Raw genomic sequence first — 16,730 nt, 5'->3', positions numbered from 1 at the left:
TCCAATGGATACTACAACCGTTCTACCAAACATCTTAAATTTAAAGGTAACTTAATGAAAAACATCGCACTTAAAGTCATTGGTCTTACAGCTCTTGCAGCATCATTAACAGGTTGTGTCGGTAGTAATGCTGTCACTGGCAAGGTTGTGAAGTTTAACATTGAAGTTGTTGATAACCGCTATGCTCGTGCAGGTGTAAACTTCCTGCTGGCTCCTGTATATGGTATCACCACAGCGGCTGACTATGTGTTGTTTAACTCACTAGAATTCTGGACTGGCAGTAACCCACTAAATGGCAATCCACACATTTTTGATTCAAAAGTAGACACCAAATATAAGATTAACGATGACCTAGATCCGAGCCTCACTGATGCGCCAATTGATGAGTTGTCTAGTCGCACCATTCAAACCGGTGAAATGCACAAAATTGATGACAACACTATCCAAATGGACATCGTATATAACAATGGTGACACTGCTATCCTTACTGGCGTGAAAGACGGCGAGCAAGTAAGTTATTACATGGATGGCGAGCTGGTATCACAAACCACGATCTCTGAACTAGAAACGGCGAGTAGCGCTCAATCTTAAACAATCAACGCTTCCGCGTTAATTAAAGATGCCAAACAAACACAAAGCCCACACAATGTGGGCTTTGTGGTATTCAAGTCAACCTTACTTTATGCGAAACCGTTAATTGACCAGAGTTTTGATGTATGCCGTTAATTCAGCATCTTGTGAATGTGTAAAGAAGTAGTCCTGAAAATGGCGACTACCGACAGCTGTTTTGACAAGCTGTTGATCTATCGCTTTAAGCGACTCAACCACATTTTTAGCGACCGCTACTTTTACCTCACCCAAAATTTTTGCGTTAGCTTGCTGCGGCTCTGCGCGCTCAATGGGGTAGCCTTCACCTCGTGCACCAGTAAAAGCTTTCTCGAACATATAACGTACATTCAGCTCCCCTGCCCAGCCAAACCCTTTGGCAAACGCGAGCGCCAGCGCATTACCATTGTTGATTTGGTTAAACAAAAAAGCGTCTGACGGCTCTAAACAATAGCCACAAATTACCCCTGGGTGAGCATTACAAGACATCATCGCGCCTTGCCCTGTTCCACAACCGGTCACCACAAAATCGGCCGCCTTAGAGTTAAGCAGAACGCTGGCCATAATACCTAGGTGTACATACGTCAGCGCATGATCGTTTTCATCTTTCATGCCAACGTTGACCACATCGTGGCCTAATCCACCCGCGACGCTAGTGAGTTCAGACTCAACCATCGGGGCCTTACTTGCTTGACTGTTTTCCATCATTAACGCGATTTTCATACTGGGTTCCTATGAATTATGGTGTTGCAGACTAAAATATTTGTCTTATTTTAGTACACAATATTTGTGTGCAACAGATGAACACTCAAGAGTGTGATTTAGCGACTGTTTTTCTGCCCTTTTTTTGCTTGCGGGAAGTCTATTTTTTAACTAACAATTCAGTTTTCTAAGCAGTAATGCTAACGAGAGCATTTGTCTATAACTCGGCAGCTACAGTCTTGAAGTGGCGATGAGTTGCAGAGATCATGCAATTTAGTGCTTAAGACCGCTATAACGTTTTATGATTCATGCACCTTTCGCTTTACTTCTCAAAAGCATAATTAGCCCATTCTCGCGGGGACAGCATCACACTCTTATTACCTGTAACTACCCAAACGGTAAGTTTTTCCTTAAACTATGCGAAAACCACAGGTGGTATAATATGACAAATAAACACACTCTCGCAGCCCAAGAGCTGCTAAGTCGCCGCATTGCTGGCACCAAAGCCCCACGCTTAGAAGCGTCAATCCGTCCAGAATCTTTAGACGACGCGTTGGCCATCCAATCAGCGATGGTTGACATCCACCCAAGTACCGTTGCTGGCTGGAAATGCTTACAACCTCTAGCGAAAAACAAATTTGTTGTCGCGCCAATCTTTGCTGCCGACGTTCAATCAGGCGATACGTGTGAGCTTTTTGCTGACAACGGCGTTGTGCGTATCGAACCTGAAATCGCATTCGTATTGGCAAAAGACCTGCCAGCGAAAGAAGGCGGATACACTGACAGCGAAATTGATGCGGCGATTGGCTCGTGCCACATGGCGCTCGAGCTTATCCAGTCACGTTTTGCTGAGGACAGCGACGCTGAGTTTTTCGAAAGACTGGCTGATGGTCTAGTCAACCAAGGTCTGTTTATTGGCCCAGAAATCGACCGAGAAGCAGCGTTTAATGCAAGTAACATTGCCATTACCGCAACTCATGGTGAGAAGGTTCAAACCTTCGACGGCACGCACCCTAACACAATGCCATTGCGCCCTATTTACTGGCTCATTAACGAAATGACTCAACGTGGTGTCACCTTTAAAGAAGGTGAAGCGATGATCACTGGCTCTTACTGCGGTATCGTCGAATTCGAATTTGATCAACCTACCACCGTTAACTATCAAGGAATCGGTGAATACACGGTTACATTTTCGGCGAAATAATCATTCGTAGACAATAAACCATCACCATAAGGTGATGGTTTATTGCTACCCAATGTATGGACAAGGTTTGAATGCTGCTGTCTCAACCTTACGTTAAAAAGAACTTTTCTCTTGCGTGGCCGTTAGCCCTTAACGGTCTATTAATGCAATCAATGTTGCTTATTGATACCTTTATGGTCTCGCCACTTGGGGAAATCCCATTGGCTGCTATGGGTATTTCTGGCACCATCCTAGCCGTCATGCTGGCCATACAGATGGCGCTAGCCAACGGTAGCCAATTGGTACTAAGTCGTGCCGTCGGCTCGCAATCTCAAACAACCCTATCCAAAGCCTTTTGGGCAGGGCTTCTCATTAACTGTTCGGTCGCTACCCTATTTTGGACTTTACTGACACTTTTTGACCAACCGTTAATCAATGCGCTCACCGACGACTCACAGTTGCAAATAGAGATTGGTCACTACCTTGGGATCTCTAAATATCTGGTCGTATTAACCGCTATCACCCAGGTAATGATAGCGCTGCTCAATGGATTAGGAAAAAGCAAAATACCGTTTAAAGGCTTTTTGATTGAGCTGCCCCTAAACGCTGGCTTATCTTACTGCTTTATTTACGGTTTTAGTCTAACCAACAACCTATCAATGGAAGGACTAGGGGTTCAAGGCGCCGCAATTGGCAGCGTATTAGGCATATCTGCACGTTTGCTCTATTTAGCCATGTCCATTAAGCGCAGTCCCGATGTTTCGCTGTCTCGAATCGTTCTTAATAGCGCGATGCTCAATAACATTAAGCAGCATTTTCATGAAATATTTCCGGTAGCCGCTAATGTCACCATATTGATGTTGGGCGCCAACATGTATCAGTTGATGTACACCCAACTCGACATCTATGCGTATGTTGCGATTACCTTGGTGGCTCCTTGGCTTCGCTCTGGTACCCAGTTTGTGGGCTCTTGGTCTCAGTCATCGGCCATTACCATAAGCCAAGCGATTGGGTCTAAAAACCTCACCGACCTCAGCAAAAACGTCAACATCAGCATCGATATCGCTGTGGGGATCTCTATTGTTGTCGCCGGTTTATTTGCCGTGATGAGTCTAGTCATTGCCAACGTGTACCCGCATCTAGAAGAGTCCACCTACATCGCGCTTGCCGCTATTGCTCCGCTGTATATTATTTTGCCCATCGCTCGTGGCTACAATACGGTCCATGGCAATATTTTGCGTGCACTCGGCAAAACAAAAGACGTCTTTCGCATTAACTTTATTGGGCAGTGGGTGATTTCGATTCCACTGTGTGCAGTGTTGGTACTGGTTTTTGATTGTTCGGTGTTTTGGGCGTTTGCGGTACAACCGTTTGAAGAGATCATCCGCGCGCTGCCGCTTCGTCATTTGGCACGAAAAACCTTAGCGACCTTTGACCAACAAGCCGCAGAGAAACTCATGTATGAGTAAACTCATTTAACGCGTTGATCTTACTGTGACTTTATTAGTTTTTTCTTTGATTAGAGGCGTGCATGTCGCGCTGGCTAGCTTTACACTGTAAAGACTAGCAATCGCCTCTAAAGATAAGGCTAATCCATGAATATAGACGCAATTTATACCACCCTTGGCGTTCTCTTTATTGTGGTATTCCTATATTCAGTTTTGGCCGAAAAACTGGAAGACACCATCATTTCTGGCCCGATGGTCTTCATTACTATAGGGTGGGTATTAGGCACCAGTGGTCTGGGGCTGATTGGCTCTGGCACCACTCCGACCGACTTACGTTTTCTTGTCGACATTACCTTAGCCTTAGTCTTGTTTTCTGATGCCGCACACTCAAATCTAAAAGTCGTTAAAACCCAGATCTTATACCCATCAAGAATGCTGCTGATCGGTCTACCAAGCGCCATAGTGTTAGGCAGCATCGTGGCGGCTTTGTTATTTAACCAATTAACGCTTATCGAAGCGGCAATACTAGGCACTATGCTCGCGGCCACCGATGCCGCGCTAGGAAAAGCCGTGGTGAGCAATCCAAAGGTCCCCGCCCCCGTAAGAGAAGGGTTAAACATTGAAAGTGGGCTCAACGATGGTTTATGCGTTCCCATTTTGCTGATTCTGCTAACCCTTTCCAACCCTGCATCAGAGGGCGTCACCTTAGGACATGGCCTATACCTAGTGGCAGAAGAGGTAGGCATTGGCCTTGTCGTTGGTCTCAGCTTTGCGTTTATTGGCGCCAAGCTACTTGAAGCCAGCGCAGCAAGACAGTGGTTAAGCGAAGTTTGGGTGCAAGTCACGGTGATGGCGATTGCGTTATCGAGTTTTTATGTCGCTCAAACCTTCCACGGCAGCGGATACATCGCCGCTTTTTCAGGGGGCTTGCTGTTTGGTTATTTGCTATCAAAAAAGACTCACCAATTGGTTCTAGCCACCGAAGGTATGGCCGAGCTATTCGCCATGTTCACTTGGATCTTATTTGGCGCTACCCTACTAGGCACACTGTTTGAGCACATGTCTTGGCAAGTCGTGGCTTATGCCGTGGCCAGTCTCACCGTGATTCGCATGCTTCCAACCTACTGTGCGTTTATCGGTACTCGCGTACCGACAAGAGAGCGTCTATTTATGGGATGGTTTGGTCCCCGAGGGCTCGCCAGCCTTGCTTTTGCTGTATTGGTGATTGATGCGCAAGTTGAACACTCTAGTTTCATCGCGTTAGTAGTGAGTACAACGGTACTATTTAGCTTAGTTGCCCATGGAATTTCGGCTAAACCACTCGCCGAAAAGTTGGGTCATATCGAACGCAAGAGTTAAGAAAGGCGTCAGAAGACAATTTAGATTGATCAGATACGTTCCGAATTAAAGCTTACCAAAGCGATATGAACACTAGTGTCTGAACATTTCTGAGGCGCATCACAACGCTGAAAGAAGCGACAAGACCTTAAATGAGATTTGCAACGCCTAAACCTGATCAAGCACAGTTAAGAAGTGTGATTCGTCGTATTCGCACTGGCTATATTAGAAAGAACCGTAGAGATGAACCCAATTTCTTCAATTCTTGTTAAGTTTGGTTTGGGCTCTCCTTGTGGTTATACACTTTCGTATAAACCATCTCCGAGGCTGAATAATAAGTGTTAATTTGGTGCTATGGCTCTCCGTTAATTAGAAGGTGAGATAGCCATAATGAGGGCGATCAACTTCGCAGATTTAAGAACCAAAAAGTCATTGGCTACGGCTCAGAACTCTTCCTTATACAGGCCTAATATTGAGTTAAGTGCACCGAAGATCACCCTAAATGCACAGATATTCATGGATTATTCACAATTTCAGGCCAACATTGTTCATTTCAAGTTTTAGTTAGCTTCAACAATAATCCATAAATTTCTTATGGATAAAAGCTCGCTTCCCACCCATGAAATATCATGCTGCTCTAAACTATGCGACCATTATAGATGGTTCGCTATGTTGCTCAGGGATGATATGAAAAATCTGCATTATACCTTTCGATTACACATGCTATTGCTTGCTGTGTTTGCCATCGTTATCTCAATCGCTATACCGCTTATATTTATAGCCAATCCCTTACTTAGCACTCAATTAAAACTGTTGCTCATTGGATGTGAAGTTGTTGTTATCCTAGGTATTACATTCCGGATTTACCTAAGCATCGTTTCTCGATTACGAATCATCAACCGTCAATTAGCACGAATGGCAGAAGGCGATCTCAGCCACTCACTCAATACTCCTCAGCTACTAGACAATCAAGGTAACGATGAGCTGACAACTTGCATCAAGAATACTGAGAGACTAAGAAAATCGAACAAAGAAATGATCTCAGATTTAGTGTCAGTCCTTGAAAAATACACCAAGAATTCTGCTCAATTACATCAAACTGGGAGTCACTGTCTCACTCATATTGAGTCTCAACAAAGCCAACTCGACCAACTTGCGTCAGCGATGACGCAAATGTCAGCAACTGTAGTTCAAATTGCCTCCAATGCCTCGGTTGCTGCTGATGCAGCTCAGCATGTCACCAAAAGCGCACAATCGAGTAGCGCGGCTATGCAAAATATGGCGCACGGTACCGAAAGCGACTCTAAGCACATTCACTCCTCGCAACAACATATCGAAGAACTCAACAGCGGAGTATGTCAGATCAACGAAATGACCAATATCATCGAAGGGATATCAGAGCAAACCAATCTACTTGCGTTAAACGCTGCAATCGAAGCTGCACGAGCTGGGGAACAAGGGCGAGGTTTCTCCGTCGTTGCAGATGAAGTTCGAAATCTTGCGAGCCGTACTCAGGAATCGACACAGAAGATTCAGATTACCATTGAAGCACTAAATACAAACGCAAGAAACACTCACGATGCAATGCAAGTAATAGGCAGCAATGTTGAAGTTGCTGTCAACGCCATTAATGGTCGTCTAACAGAAGCGTGTCAGATCACTGAAGACATTGCCCAAGCATCGGATATGGTTACTCAAATTGCGACAGCAGCAGAAGAGCAAAGCTGTGTCGCTGAAGAGATCAATACCAACGTGTTATCTATTAACGATTCGTTGTCAGACATATCTCACGCTCTTGTAAAATTGACCAATCAATCTGAGAGTCTATCTGTAGATACTCAACATGTTTCGTCGAAACTCCTTCATTTTAAGCTAGGCGAAAGTGTTGCATAAAACTCGATTGAATCAGCTTTTAGCCATGAAATAATTATGTGTCTCGCGCTACCGCAAGCCCACATTTGGACAAAAGCTAGGTAGATCTCTTGAGATAATTTTGTGCCATTGAGCTACCTCTGAGAATGCGAAAGGCTAGATTATGGTTCTCTTGACCACCCTCTGATCTCTGCGATTTCATTCTCACTAATATTTAGTGATTGTAGAAATTTAAGGTGGCCAAGCGGTTCCATTTGTTCAAAGCGCTTATGCCAATTAATCATATCCTGATCATTCATGCCTGATTCTCTAAGGATTTCTACCCATCGCTCTTTCGTTAACAGCCCTCGATTAAGAAGTTCAGGTTCTTTGAGTAAAGTCATAATGGAGTGTTGTTGCTGACGAATCTTTTGAATCTCCATATCTAGAGCAGCAAACTGTTGTCACAATACCAACTCTCGATTCTCGTCTTGAGACTTCTGCATCAAGTTCTTAATTTCACCGACTGGAATGCCATATGAGCGATAGGCAAAAATAGCTCTGAATCTTTCAAGTTCTCGCTCAGATGCTCTTTACTAATAGTTGATACTTGATGTATGGAATCCACAGCCCCTCTTTCACCCTTAACTTGAACGAGGTACACAATGGGGTTCAGTTGGATTAGCCGTAGTCCCGCCGACTCGTCTCTGGGCATAAATGAATCAGGAACCTTGAGAAAGTGAACTAAGATCAATACAGGCACTATGTTGCTTGATAAATAAGAGTATGCTGGCTTAGAGCTAACAACATACTTACCAAAATTAAGCTTACTACGCATTTATCAAATATGCTTTTAAAACCATGGCCAATGTCTGTACACTTATACAGTATCCTTTTGGAAAGAGTGAGCTCAGCTATGCGTGTCGATTATCAAAAACGGCTAACACCGGTTATTCGTTTTCTGGAAAAGAACTTTAACCAGCCTCTGAACTTGCTCGAGGTCGCGGCATTGGCCAACCTATCCCCTTACCACTTTCATCGTATCTTTAAGGCGGTGCAAGGTGAAACGCTGGCTGATTTTCTCAGGCGCTTGAGACTGCAATCAGCTGCCGATGACCTATTTATGTCGAAACAACCGATAATAAACATTGCACTTGAATATGGTTTCTCTTCTTCGCAAAGCCTAGCCAAAGCGTTTCAACAACACTACGGCGTAACTCCGAGCGCGTTTCGCGACTGCGAAGACTACAAGCAGTTTTCTGAGTTATCCCGAAACAGCAAGATTGGACACACGCTTCGCAAGATTGGAAACGCCAACAACATTAACGATTCATATACTGGCTCTGAACTAACAACGTGGAGCAACAAGATGGAAACACAAAATTTTACCGCAACAAAATTGGCTTTTGTACGAGTAACAGGTCCTTATGGCGTCGGTTATGAAGAGCCAAGCGGTCGACTTTATCAGTGGGTGGGAATGAAAGGCCTAGCAGGAAATACCTGTATCTTTATCTATCACGACAACCCAGAAATCACGCCCAATGAGAAATGTCGTACCGACATCTGTTTGATGGTTCCAGATGACACAGAAATTATCGATGGTATCGAACTGCAAGACTTCCCTGGTGGCATGTACGCTGTAATGCGCCAAATGATTACAGAGAAACCTCAGTACTCGGTAGCATGGGATAGTTTAATGAGCAAAGTGATTGAGTCTGGCTTAGAAAATGACGATCGACCTTGCTTTGAGCTTTACCATAGCTTCGACCCGCAAACCCAACATGCTGATGTAAGTTTCTGTACTGCTATTAAATAATCAAAAGAGCTTGCAAGTTGCAGGCTCTATTGTGTGTTGAATGAAGAGCTAAATTGCCTAATCCACCGACGAAGCGTTTGGAAATAGTGACTGACCTATATCCAAAACACTTTTGTGCAAAAGCTTGTTACAAGCTTTAAGCGATTTTCATTCTCCGGATAACTTCTCGTATTCCAATAATGACGAACGCTGCCTCTCAATGATAGGCAGCGTTTGAAAAGCTTTGAACAAATTGGATGAACTTAGAAGCCAGGTAGTCGTTTGACATAGCAGCAAAAGTTTATTATTTTCAGAAACCTAAACGAATCGTTAATTACTAAAAGGAGGCCATCATGACTTATTTCATAAAATGGAATTTTCGTATTTTTGCCTCAGCGGATAGAATCCGCCGCTCAGCGTAACTAACTGATTTAGCAACCATCGCTAGATCTGCGCTCAACGGTACTTGTAACTAACGTATTCGTGTCCCTCGTCGGCCGCGAAACATTGCGGCTAGTGCTGGGAGCATACCATTCAACAATCTACTCCTTGATACTAGCCTCCATCTCTAAATGGAGACATACGCTACCGTGTATGTAGTTTAGTTAATGACGTCTCAATCATTTTCAAAGCAAATTTTAACAATTGCGATCCCAGTATCGTTAAAGCTATTTCTTGATATGGCAATGATCCTTATCGATCTTTTCATGATAGGCCAACTAGGTAGTGCCGAGCTAACAGCTGTTGGTATGGGATTAGTGCTACTCGCTGGCTCAATCGGTGTTTTAGATAACCTATTTGCCACCGGTGGAGGCATACTTGTCGCTCGCCTTACTGGGGCAAGACGAGAACAATGTGCTGCTAATGTCCTCGGTGCAATGTTTATCATCGCTTTACCCTTATACCTTATCGGTACATTAGCGATACCGTTTGTCGCTGACTTGTATTTGCTGTTCCACACAACGGCTGAAGTCGCTGTACTTGGCGATTTGTACTTTGGTACGTTAGTAGCGGGATCGATTTTTATCTATCTTGATGTTTTACTGTTTACCTATTTTGTTTCAACGGGTAATAACCAACTGCCGATGAAAATCAAAATGGCGAGTTTAGGGCTGAACGTTGTTTTCAATTACTTGTTCATCTTTGGTAACGCTGGCGTACCCGCTATGGGAATTCAAGGGGCAGCATTAGGAACGATTGTTGCTACGGCCTTTAGTGTCGCTCTCTATCTCGTTGTGATAAAGCAGTCTTTTACGCACGCAATACAACTAAGGAATGCTCTCACACATATGAAGGATATCCTTAAACTTGGGGTTCCTTCTGTTGTCGAAAACTTCACATTCCAGATAAGTTGGCTGTTTATCATCTCTATCATTAACAGCTATGCCGCCTCAGTCGCAGCAGGCTTTCAAATTGGCTACCGAGTTGAGAGCATCGCTTTCTTACCTGGACTTGGGACGGCCGCCGCGGCTGCTACTCTCGTGAGTCGATTTGTTGGCGCAAACAGATCAAGAGATATTGATAGTGTTACCTCTGTCACTGCAACGCTGACGTGTCTATTTATGGGAGGCATAGGCGGACTGATGGCTATCATCCCAGAATCGTTCGCCTGCCTCTTTACCAATGAGCTCAGCGTCATCAATGACGCCTCGACTTATATACGGATTATCGGTCTAGCTCAATTTCCATTAGGTCTACAGTTCGTCTATACCGCGTCACTAAGAGGTCTTGGTGACGTCGCCAAAACAGCTATTATTAAGATCGTATTACTATGGTTAAATATTGTCATTCCGAGCTTAGTGATCGCTCATCTCGGATTAGATGTCGTCTGGCTATTCACTGTGATAGCACTCGCCAATGTCATTGATGCAGTGGTATTTATAACTAGGTTTAAACGCTTACGAGCCCGGTCGAGGATGACAACAATGTACAGTGCCATTGGCTAAGAATCATTGGGGAGCATATATTCTAAAAAGTGCTCCCCATTTTTAATAATGGTTCATCGCGTTAAAGAAGTGGATTCAAGGCGGATAAGTCACAACGGGTCAGATCTACGTTACGCTGAACTACCCGCCAGCACGAAGCTGGACAAAAACGATTTAAAGCAAGAAAGTAAATTGATGACTTTAAAGCGGGAGCTCTTTACTGAAATTATCCCGCTAACTAAAGACTATTTGGTCACTCAAATAGCAATTGCTGACCGTTCCAGCGCGTATTCCCGAAACAAAACTACAAGCCTCTACAGCCAACGTCTAACTTCTCGCTGATACTTTTTGTACTCGTTACCAAATATATCTTGGAGCGCTCTCTCTTCGGGTATTATTTGGAAAACCGTCATATAGCAAAAAAATATAGGGACGACTAGGAGAGATTGGATATCTCCCAATAGAATTCCAAAGGCTAAAAGAAACAGTAAAAAGCCAAGATACATTGGATTTCTTGAGTATTGAAATACTCCAGAACGTACCAAAATAGCGGAAGACTTTGGAAACATAGGGTTCACTGTAGTTTGATGACGCTTGAACTCCCACACCCCTAACAGACTAACGACGGCAGCCGTAAGGCTTATTGCCCCCCAAAGCGCAAAACGAATGGTAAAGGCTCCTTCTGTTAAAGTCCCGCTACTTGTCATGAGCATAAAAAGAAAGCAGACAAATACTTGTATCAATGGGGGAACTTTAAGCTCCAAGAAGTTCATGAATTTTTCCTTAGTATAATACTAAAAAGTTAACTCTATACGGCGTTCTTGAACCATTTTCAATATAACTCTGTTGCAATTAGGTAGATAGTTCGCCATTTAGGTGATTGTTTATATAGAATGCGATTCCAATACAACAAACTATAAGCCTTGGATATTACTCTAAGGTCAAGAGAAATTTTATTATTTTGTCGTTTGTTTCTTTTAACGGGTAGAGAGGTTGCATAAGTAGAGAGGTTGCATAAAGAGTGACATGTAAATTGTGCTTCGCGCAAGTTACGTAATGGACTTAAATCTCGGAAAGGGGCATAAACGTCTTAGCGCTCATGCCCTGCCAGATCCGAGCTAGCAAAAACCGATCAGACTTTATTGTCTTCCGACAAAAGGCCTCTATTAATTGAAGCCCTCAGTTAATTCATTGAGTTAAAAACCACTGCCGATGCTGATGTAAAAAGCACTCTCTTCTTTACTTTTTGCAATGTCAGCACCAATGTGGAGTCCGTAGCGGCGGGCTATCTGATATCGAAAACCCGCGCCATAGCCGCTGGCTAACTCATCGTGATTCTGCTCGCCGTCATCCAGTGCTCGACCGATCCCATAGAACCCAGAGACTTTCCATCGCGAGTCTATGTCGTAGGTTAGTTGGGTTTGTACTACCTGAACTTCATCGCCCTGATAGCGATAGGCCGAGATACCTCGAAGTTCGACATAAGGTTTAAGCGTTGGCTGAACCACAACATCATCACTATTAAACTTTTGGTAATTCCCTGCAAAACCGAGGGTCCAGTGATCGGCAACTGGAATATACACTTCGCCTTCAAGGTTAAAGTTAGTGTAATCATGGTCACTGCCTAATGCTTCGTCATAGACCATATACTCCGCGTTAACTTTGTACCCTGCCGAAGGATAAAAGTAGTTATTGCGCGTGTCGTAATCTAACAGTAAGCCTAAGCCTGAGGTCACTGTCTCAGTGCCTATTGTTTGCTCAAGCAAATAATTAATGAGGCTACTTTCGGTCTCTATGGTCGAGATGGAGGCCGTTTGCTTTACCCCTAGCATTAGTGGAGTCGACCCAACTCTAAATTGAAGTTGCTGCATCATGACGGCACCTTCCGTCTTGGTCCCAAAAGCCAATGTTTTATCAATGGGTTCAAATCCACCAAAACCTGGCAGTGTTAAACTCTTATAAATGTCTAAATTGGCAACGCCGACACCCGCGCCGCCCATGTATCGGATTTTATCTTTTAGCCAAGAGTGCTGATGTCCGGCAAACGCAAACCAAGTACCATTTTCGGTCCCTGCGGCGCCGGCCACTGTAATTGCAGCGGGCATCAAACGCGCACCACCATCGACTGCCTTCAGCGCGGCTTCTTTACGAATTTTTTTCTCCTCGTCTGTCTCATGCAAAAACAGACCAGCAATACCACCACCATAACCAACGGCGGGCTCGGTGATCAGTATAGGAATGGGCAAAAAGCCCGTCGCGTTTTCGGCGATGTGATGACCCATGTCAAATCGCCCATCGACTTCGTCATAAAACGATGCAAGTGCAGTATTTGAGTAGACAAACGGTGACAACCCGGCAATAAGTGCCAGCGCTTTAATATTCATTGAAAACCTATAGTGTAATGTGGAAGTAACGCGATCTCGCATCCTTGCAATCAAAGCCCCAACTGCGCTCCTGCGGTCTTGGGTCGTGGAGATCTATAACGGCATGCTTTGATGCCACAATTGATTAGAAAAAGATTTTTGGTAGCCGTAGTTGTACATTGCCTTCATGTGCTCAGCATCAAACATCTGTTTGGTCTTTTTGTACTCTGACAGATCACTCTCGAGGTAGGTAAACTGCATGTCGATGTCATCAATGGCGCTGAAATACTGCATTCGATAGATGTCTCCTCGAGCTTGCAATAGAGTGAGGTTTGACAGACTTTTACTCAGCAATTCGATGCCGTTGTCTTTCACTGGATGAAAAGGTTGTGACAACACGCCGTTACGGATAACGTCAAGTTGAGGTGACTTCGTTAACCCTAGCGCGTGTGAGAGTTGTTGATATTCGAACTGTGAAGGATTGAAAAATACCTGGGCAGATAATCCACCATCTACGTGCAACTCTTCTCGCAGTTCTTGCCCTTCAACAACGTCAATAAATTGAGGAGGAAAAACACCTGGTATCGATGCGCTGGACGCTAACACTTGATGGAATAACGCGACTTTGTTGTCTAACGAACTGTTAGCAATGGCACCGAGGTTCCAGATCATTAACTCTCCAGAATCGAAATGGGTGGAACCAATAAAAAGCCTCTTCCCCTCTCGATGTCGCTGGGCAACCTCGTCAATCATCGCTTCTGGATACGCTTGAGCAAGAAAGTCCAACATGTTTTCACCACTCGACATTGCGTCTTTGAATAACGTATTCATCACGTTTTTTTTGCCCAGTATTGCTTCATCACTCAACTGCAACATCACGTCATGAAGCCTATCGAGTTCAGAGTCACCAACATAGACAAAGGGTGCAATCAGTGCTCCAACGCTAATCCCTGTAACGATGGTATAGTCAGGAAGCTTTCCTTGATCATTAAGGCCAACAACCACTCCAGCACCAAATGCGCCTTTGGCTCCGCCACCAGATAGCGCAAGAATCGAAAGGCGATCGCCTTTGACGACTAATGGGCTTTGCTGCAAGGTGTGATCAAACAGAAAATCCGGTTGGTCTGATGCCCAAAAACGCAAGGGCTCACCGATGTAATCTTCTGCTCCAGCAATCACTGCATCTTGATAGCTGTCTTGCGTCGTTCGATGATCTAATGGGTGAGAAGAGCTGCATGCCGTAACAGTAACGGCGATCAGTAGCAGCAATACGATATTGCGTAGTTTCATTTACCTGCACCTTAGGATTCATCACACCTACCCACTGCATCAACCCGTGGTGTGTGATTGTCGATATTGCGCTCATGGTAATCGCCTATTCAATGAGCGGTGAATCTCTTTTGTAGGATCGTATCCACGGCCTGAGCGAGAGACCATGCAACTCCATCCAAATTTATCCCTGTAGGGTATCGTCCTACATAAGCGATTAACGATGTCCTCAACACCACAGTATTCTGCTCGCCATTAGCTGAACACGAGTTATTCATAACCACATTGGCGGTTCTTTGAGAGTGATTCGTGAGATTGACAAACGAACATGGGGTGTTCGTTTAAACAGACTATGTCGCTCTCTTATAGGTTTAGGGGAACGATGAGTAGGAACACAATGCCACTCTTTATTTCTAGTAGAACCAAGAACAAACTCGCACCACTTTGCGCGCTGAATGCTGTACTCGTTCTCGCAACAGCCGCTAGTTTGCCTGCCTTTGCAGACCAGCAAGCTGTCACGACAGGACAATCTATTTTTGCTCAATATGGAATCGATGAAGACTTACCTAAACTGGGTGTAAGTTCATTGGTTCAGGGTGAGCACCTTGTGGAGCATATTCACCGCGAGCTTTCCATTGGTGACAAACTTCATCAATCCAATGTGTACTTGGTTAAAGATACGGATGCTAAAGGCAACATTGATCTGCGCATTAAATATAACAAGAGTGATCTTGATGAAGACGAAGATGTCATCTCACAAATCGAAAACAGCACGCGCTTGCAATATCGACTTCGCCACTGGGCTCAAAGTTACGATCCTAATAGTGTAAAAGCCCATGATAAAGGCGATGGTTTGGTTGAAGTTACCTTTAATTATTCTAAGTACGGTTTGCCTCAAGACATTGCATACTTCCGATTCTTAAGTGTGAAAGTAGACGTCGTTGACGGTCAACCTCAAGTAATGACCATCACCAACAATAAGCCTTTTAAGTTTGATGGAGTGAATGTCGAATCCTATCGTCAAGACATTGAATTTCGTTCTTTAAACAGCGGCAAATTGATCATCAGCGAGAAGCTTGTCGAAATAAAAGGTCGCAAGGGTAAAAAGCCTCTTACCCTCACCGAAACCGTCAAGCCGGTCGCGTTTTATGACGATGAAACAGGTGTAGATATACTTGACCAAGAGTTACTAACGGAAGTCTCTGACCCTCGCTACAGAGAAGAAAAAGTAGAAGTCGATCGCGTATTCCCATTAATGGGTGACATGGTGAGACAACAAGGTATCGACTTACCTTTGCCTTTTGGTGTGTCTATTGCCTACCGTAACCAAGACATGAATGTCCCTACCAACGACTTTGTTATTGGTGGAATTCGTCTCAATGAGTTTTTCGACCCAACAGACACCTTTGCTACCGTGAGTGCAGAGTCTATATCACTGCGTGGTGACGTAAACATCTTACCTTTTTGGAATATGTTTGGTTACGTTGGCAAGGTGAATGTCGACGCGAACGTCGATGCCTCTTACACCGGAAAGCTAGGGCAAGACATCAAGGATACCCTGAACGAAAAAGCGCCCGGTTTAGGCTTGGGCGATAAATTTTGTGAAGGCGTGTCAATAGTGTGTGATGCTGGCCGACTCGGTGTACCGCTACACCTTGAATACGATCTAGTGGGCGTGGGTACCACTCTATCTGTAGGCTACAAAGAGTTTTTCGCCTCTGTAACAGGCACGTACTCACTCACTCGCCTTGAAGGCGCTGACGATTGGGGTGATGGTGTTATCACGGTTCAACCAATGCTCGGCTATCAACTGGTTGATTATCGTGCGCAGCTGATCGCCGGTGTTGAATATCAAGGGCTAAAAAACCGCATGCAAGGCCGCGTAATTACCGACAGCGTTGAGTTTGACTATGACGTGGGTGTCGATTTAGACAGCTGGGCGTACCTTGCTGGTTTTAATAAGCAGATTGGCAAGCACTACAACTTAACCTTTTTATATAACAAAGGTGAAACCCGTGAAGCAGTCACGCTTAACCTAGGGTACCGATTCTAATTTGCTTCTCCGCCGCTGAGCTACCCCACTCAGTGGCGGGTGTAGGGATTGATCCGTCATAAGCGATTTACCGATTTCCTACGCTGCAGATACTCTTATCGCATCAAGTTTACAAACCAAACACGCCAAATTAGAGAAGTGCTTTGTACATGGAGTGGCCTGTTTGATTAACGCATGAGTTCATTGGTAAAAAACCA

The 16,730-nt window shown here is 44.4% G+C and carries 12 protein-coding genes and 1 pseudogene; 8 read left to right on the top strand and 5 right to left on the bottom strand.

Annotation, left to right across the window (positions count from 1 at the left end; genetic code table 11):
- The first annotated feature begins 54 nt into the window (after positions 1-54).
- Complete coding sequence (locus JQC93_RS02810) at positions 55-591, top strand: DUF3332 domain-containing protein (protein ID WP_205156935.1); 537 nt, start codon at positions 55-57, stop codon at positions 589-591.
- A 102-nt stretch (positions 592-693) separates the two neighbouring features.
- On the opposite strand, the gene JQC93_RS02805 is transcribed toward JQC93_RS02810, so the two are convergent.
- The gene (locus JQC93_RS02805; protein ID WP_205156934.1) at positions 694-1,329 is read right to left on the bottom strand and encodes an RpiB/LacA/LacB family sugar-phosphate isomerase; all 636 of its coding nucleotides are present in this window, start codon (positions 1,327-1,329) and stop codon (positions 694-696) included.
- A gap of 421 nt (positions 1,330-1,750) precedes the next feature.
- Between JQC93_RS02805 and JQC93_RS02800 the strand changes: the two genes are divergently transcribed.
- The 4 genes from JQC93_RS02800 to JQC93_RS02785 all read left to right on the top strand — a co-directional run bounded on the left by JQC93_RS02800 (position 1,751) and on the right by JQC93_RS02785 (position 7,170).
- Positions 1,751-2,512 (top strand): hydratase, encoded by a 762-nt coding sequence (locus tag JQC93_RS02800; protein WP_205156933.1) that lies wholly within the window; start codon positions 1,751-1,753, stop codon positions 2,510-2,512.
- A gap of 71 nt (positions 2,513-2,583) precedes the next feature.
- On the top strand, positions 2,584-3,960 hold the full coding sequence (locus tag JQC93_RS02795; RefSeq protein WP_205156932.1) for an MATE family efflux transporter: 1,377 nt from the start codon (positions 2,584-2,586) through the stop codon (positions 3,958-3,960).
- Between the two features lie 126 nt (positions 3,961-4,086).
- Positions 4,087-5,298 (top strand): cation:proton antiporter, encoded by a 1,212-nt coding sequence (locus tag JQC93_RS02790; protein WP_205156931.1) that lies wholly within the window; start codon positions 4,087-4,089, stop codon positions 5,296-5,298.
- A gap of 666 nt (positions 5,299-5,964) precedes the next feature.
- Positions 5,965-7,170 carry a methyl-accepting chemotaxis protein gene (locus tag JQC93_RS02785; RefSeq protein WP_205156930.1) on the top strand — a complete coding sequence of 402 codons (1,206 nt, stop codon included), beginning with the start codon at positions 5,965-5,967 and terminating at the stop codon, positions 7,168-7,170.
- A gap of 140 nt (positions 7,171-7,310) precedes the next feature.
- Here the strand turns inward: JQC93_RS02785 and JQC93_RS02780 are convergent.
- Positions 7,311-7,712 (bottom strand): annotated as a pseudogene (locus JQC93_RS02780) (MerR family transcriptional regulator); the annotation flags it as partial.
- A 332-nt stretch (positions 7,713-8,044) separates the two neighbouring features.
- Here JQC93_RS02780 and JQC93_RS02775 point away from each other — a divergent pair.
- Together JQC93_RS02775 and JQC93_RS02770 are read left to right on the top strand one after the other, a co-directional pair.
- Entirely contained in the window at positions 8,045-8,944 is a 900-nt protein-coding gene (locus JQC93_RS02775; protein ID WP_205156929.1) for an AraC family transcriptional regulator, read from the top strand.
- A gap of 587 nt (positions 8,945-9,531) precedes the next feature.
- Positions 9,532-10,869, top strand: coding sequence for an MATE family efflux transporter (locus JQC93_RS02770; protein ID WP_205156928.1), 1,338 nt, complete (start codon positions 9,532-9,534; stop codon positions 10,867-10,869).
- A 293-nt stretch (positions 10,870-11,162) separates the two neighbouring features.
- Here the strand turns inward: JQC93_RS02770 and JQC93_RS02765 are convergent, their stop codons facing one another.
- The 3 genes from JQC93_RS02765 to JQC93_RS02755 all read right to left on the bottom strand — a co-directional run bounded on the left by JQC93_RS02765 (position 11,163) and on the right by JQC93_RS02755 (position 14,501).
- Complete coding sequence (locus JQC93_RS02765; RefSeq protein WP_205156927.1) at positions 11,163-11,621, bottom strand: methyltransferase family protein; 459 nt, start codon at positions 11,619-11,621, stop codon at positions 11,163-11,165.
- A 423-nt stretch (positions 11,622-12,044) separates the two neighbouring features.
- Positions 12,045-13,232 (bottom strand): BamA/TamA family outer membrane protein, encoded by a 1,188-nt coding sequence (locus tag JQC93_RS02760; RefSeq protein WP_236009254.1) that lies wholly within the window; start codon positions 13,230-13,232, stop codon positions 12,045-12,047.
- Between the two features lie 93 nt (positions 13,233-13,325).
- Positions 13,326-14,501: a patatin-like phospholipase family protein gene (locus tag JQC93_RS02755; RefSeq protein WP_205156926.1), complete on the bottom strand. Its 1,176-nt coding sequence runs from the start codon at positions 14,499-14,501 to the stop codon at positions 13,326-13,328.
- A 376-nt stretch (positions 14,502-14,877) separates the two neighbouring features.
- Here JQC93_RS02755 and JQC93_RS02750 point away from each other — a divergent pair, with 376 nt between their 5' ends.
- A complete protein-coding gene (locus tag JQC93_RS02750) occupies positions 14,878-16,533 on the top strand; it encodes a hypothetical protein (RefSeq protein ID WP_205156925.1) in 1,656 nt (551 codons plus the stop codon).
- Positions 16,534-16,730: the final 197 nt, after the last annotated feature.

It is taken from the genome of Vibrio ulleungensis, from assembly GCF_016900875.1.
Lineage (GTDB): Bacteria > Pseudomonadota > Gammaproteobacteria > Enterobacterales > Vibrionaceae > Vibrio > Vibrio ulleungensis.
Note: the sequence above shows the minus strand (reverse complement) of the source record. Positions and strands in the feature narration are given on the sequence as shown.

What these genes read in the sequence shown, in the direction of transcription:
- JQC93_RS02810 (WP_205156935.1), top strand. Translation starts at nt 55, where the DNA reads ATGAAAAACATCGCACTTAAAGTCATTGGTCTTACAGCTCTTGCAGCA.
- JQC93_RS02805 (WP_205156934.1), bottom strand. Translation starts at nt 1,329, where the DNA reads ATGAAAATCGCGTTAATGATGGAAAACAGTCAAGCAAGTAAGGCCCCG.
- JQC93_RS02800 (WP_205156933.1), top strand. Translation starts at nt 1,751, where the DNA reads ATGACAAATAAACACACTCTCGCAGCCCAAGAGCTGCTAAGTCGCCGC.
- JQC93_RS02795 (WP_205156932.1), top strand. Translation starts at nt 2,584, where the DNA reads ATGCTGCTGTCTCAACCTTACGTTAAAAAGAACTTTTCTCTTGCGTGG.
- JQC93_RS02790 (WP_205156931.1), top strand. Translation starts at nt 4,087, where the DNA reads ATGAATATAGACGCAATTTATACCACCCTTGGCGTTCTCTTTATTGTG.
- JQC93_RS02785 (WP_205156930.1), top strand. Translation starts at nt 5,965, where the DNA reads ATGAAAAATCTGCATTATACCTTTCGATTACACATGCTATTGCTTGCT.
- JQC93_RS02775 (WP_205156929.1), top strand. Translation starts at nt 8,045, where the DNA reads ATGCGTGTCGATTATCAAAAACGGCTAACACCGGTTATTCGTTTTCTG.
- JQC93_RS02770 (WP_205156928.1), top strand. Translation starts at nt 9,532, where the DNA reads ATGACGTCTCAATCATTTTCAAAGCAAATTTTAACAATTGCGATCCCA.
- JQC93_RS02765 (WP_205156927.1), bottom strand. Translation starts at nt 11,621, where the DNA reads ATGAACTTCTTGGAGCTTAAAGTTCCCCCATTGATACAAGTATTTGTC.
- JQC93_RS02760 (WP_236009254.1), bottom strand. Translation starts at nt 13,232, where the DNA reads ATGAATATTAAAGCGCTGGCACTTATTGCCGGGTTGTCACCGTTTGTC.
- JQC93_RS02755 (WP_205156926.1), bottom strand. Translation starts at nt 14,501, where the DNA reads ATGAAACTACGCAATATCGTATTGCTGCTACTGATCGCCGTTACTGTT.
- JQC93_RS02750 (WP_205156925.1), top strand. Translation starts at nt 14,878, where the DNA reads ATGCCACTCTTTATTTCTAGTAGAACCAAGAACAAACTCGCACCACTT.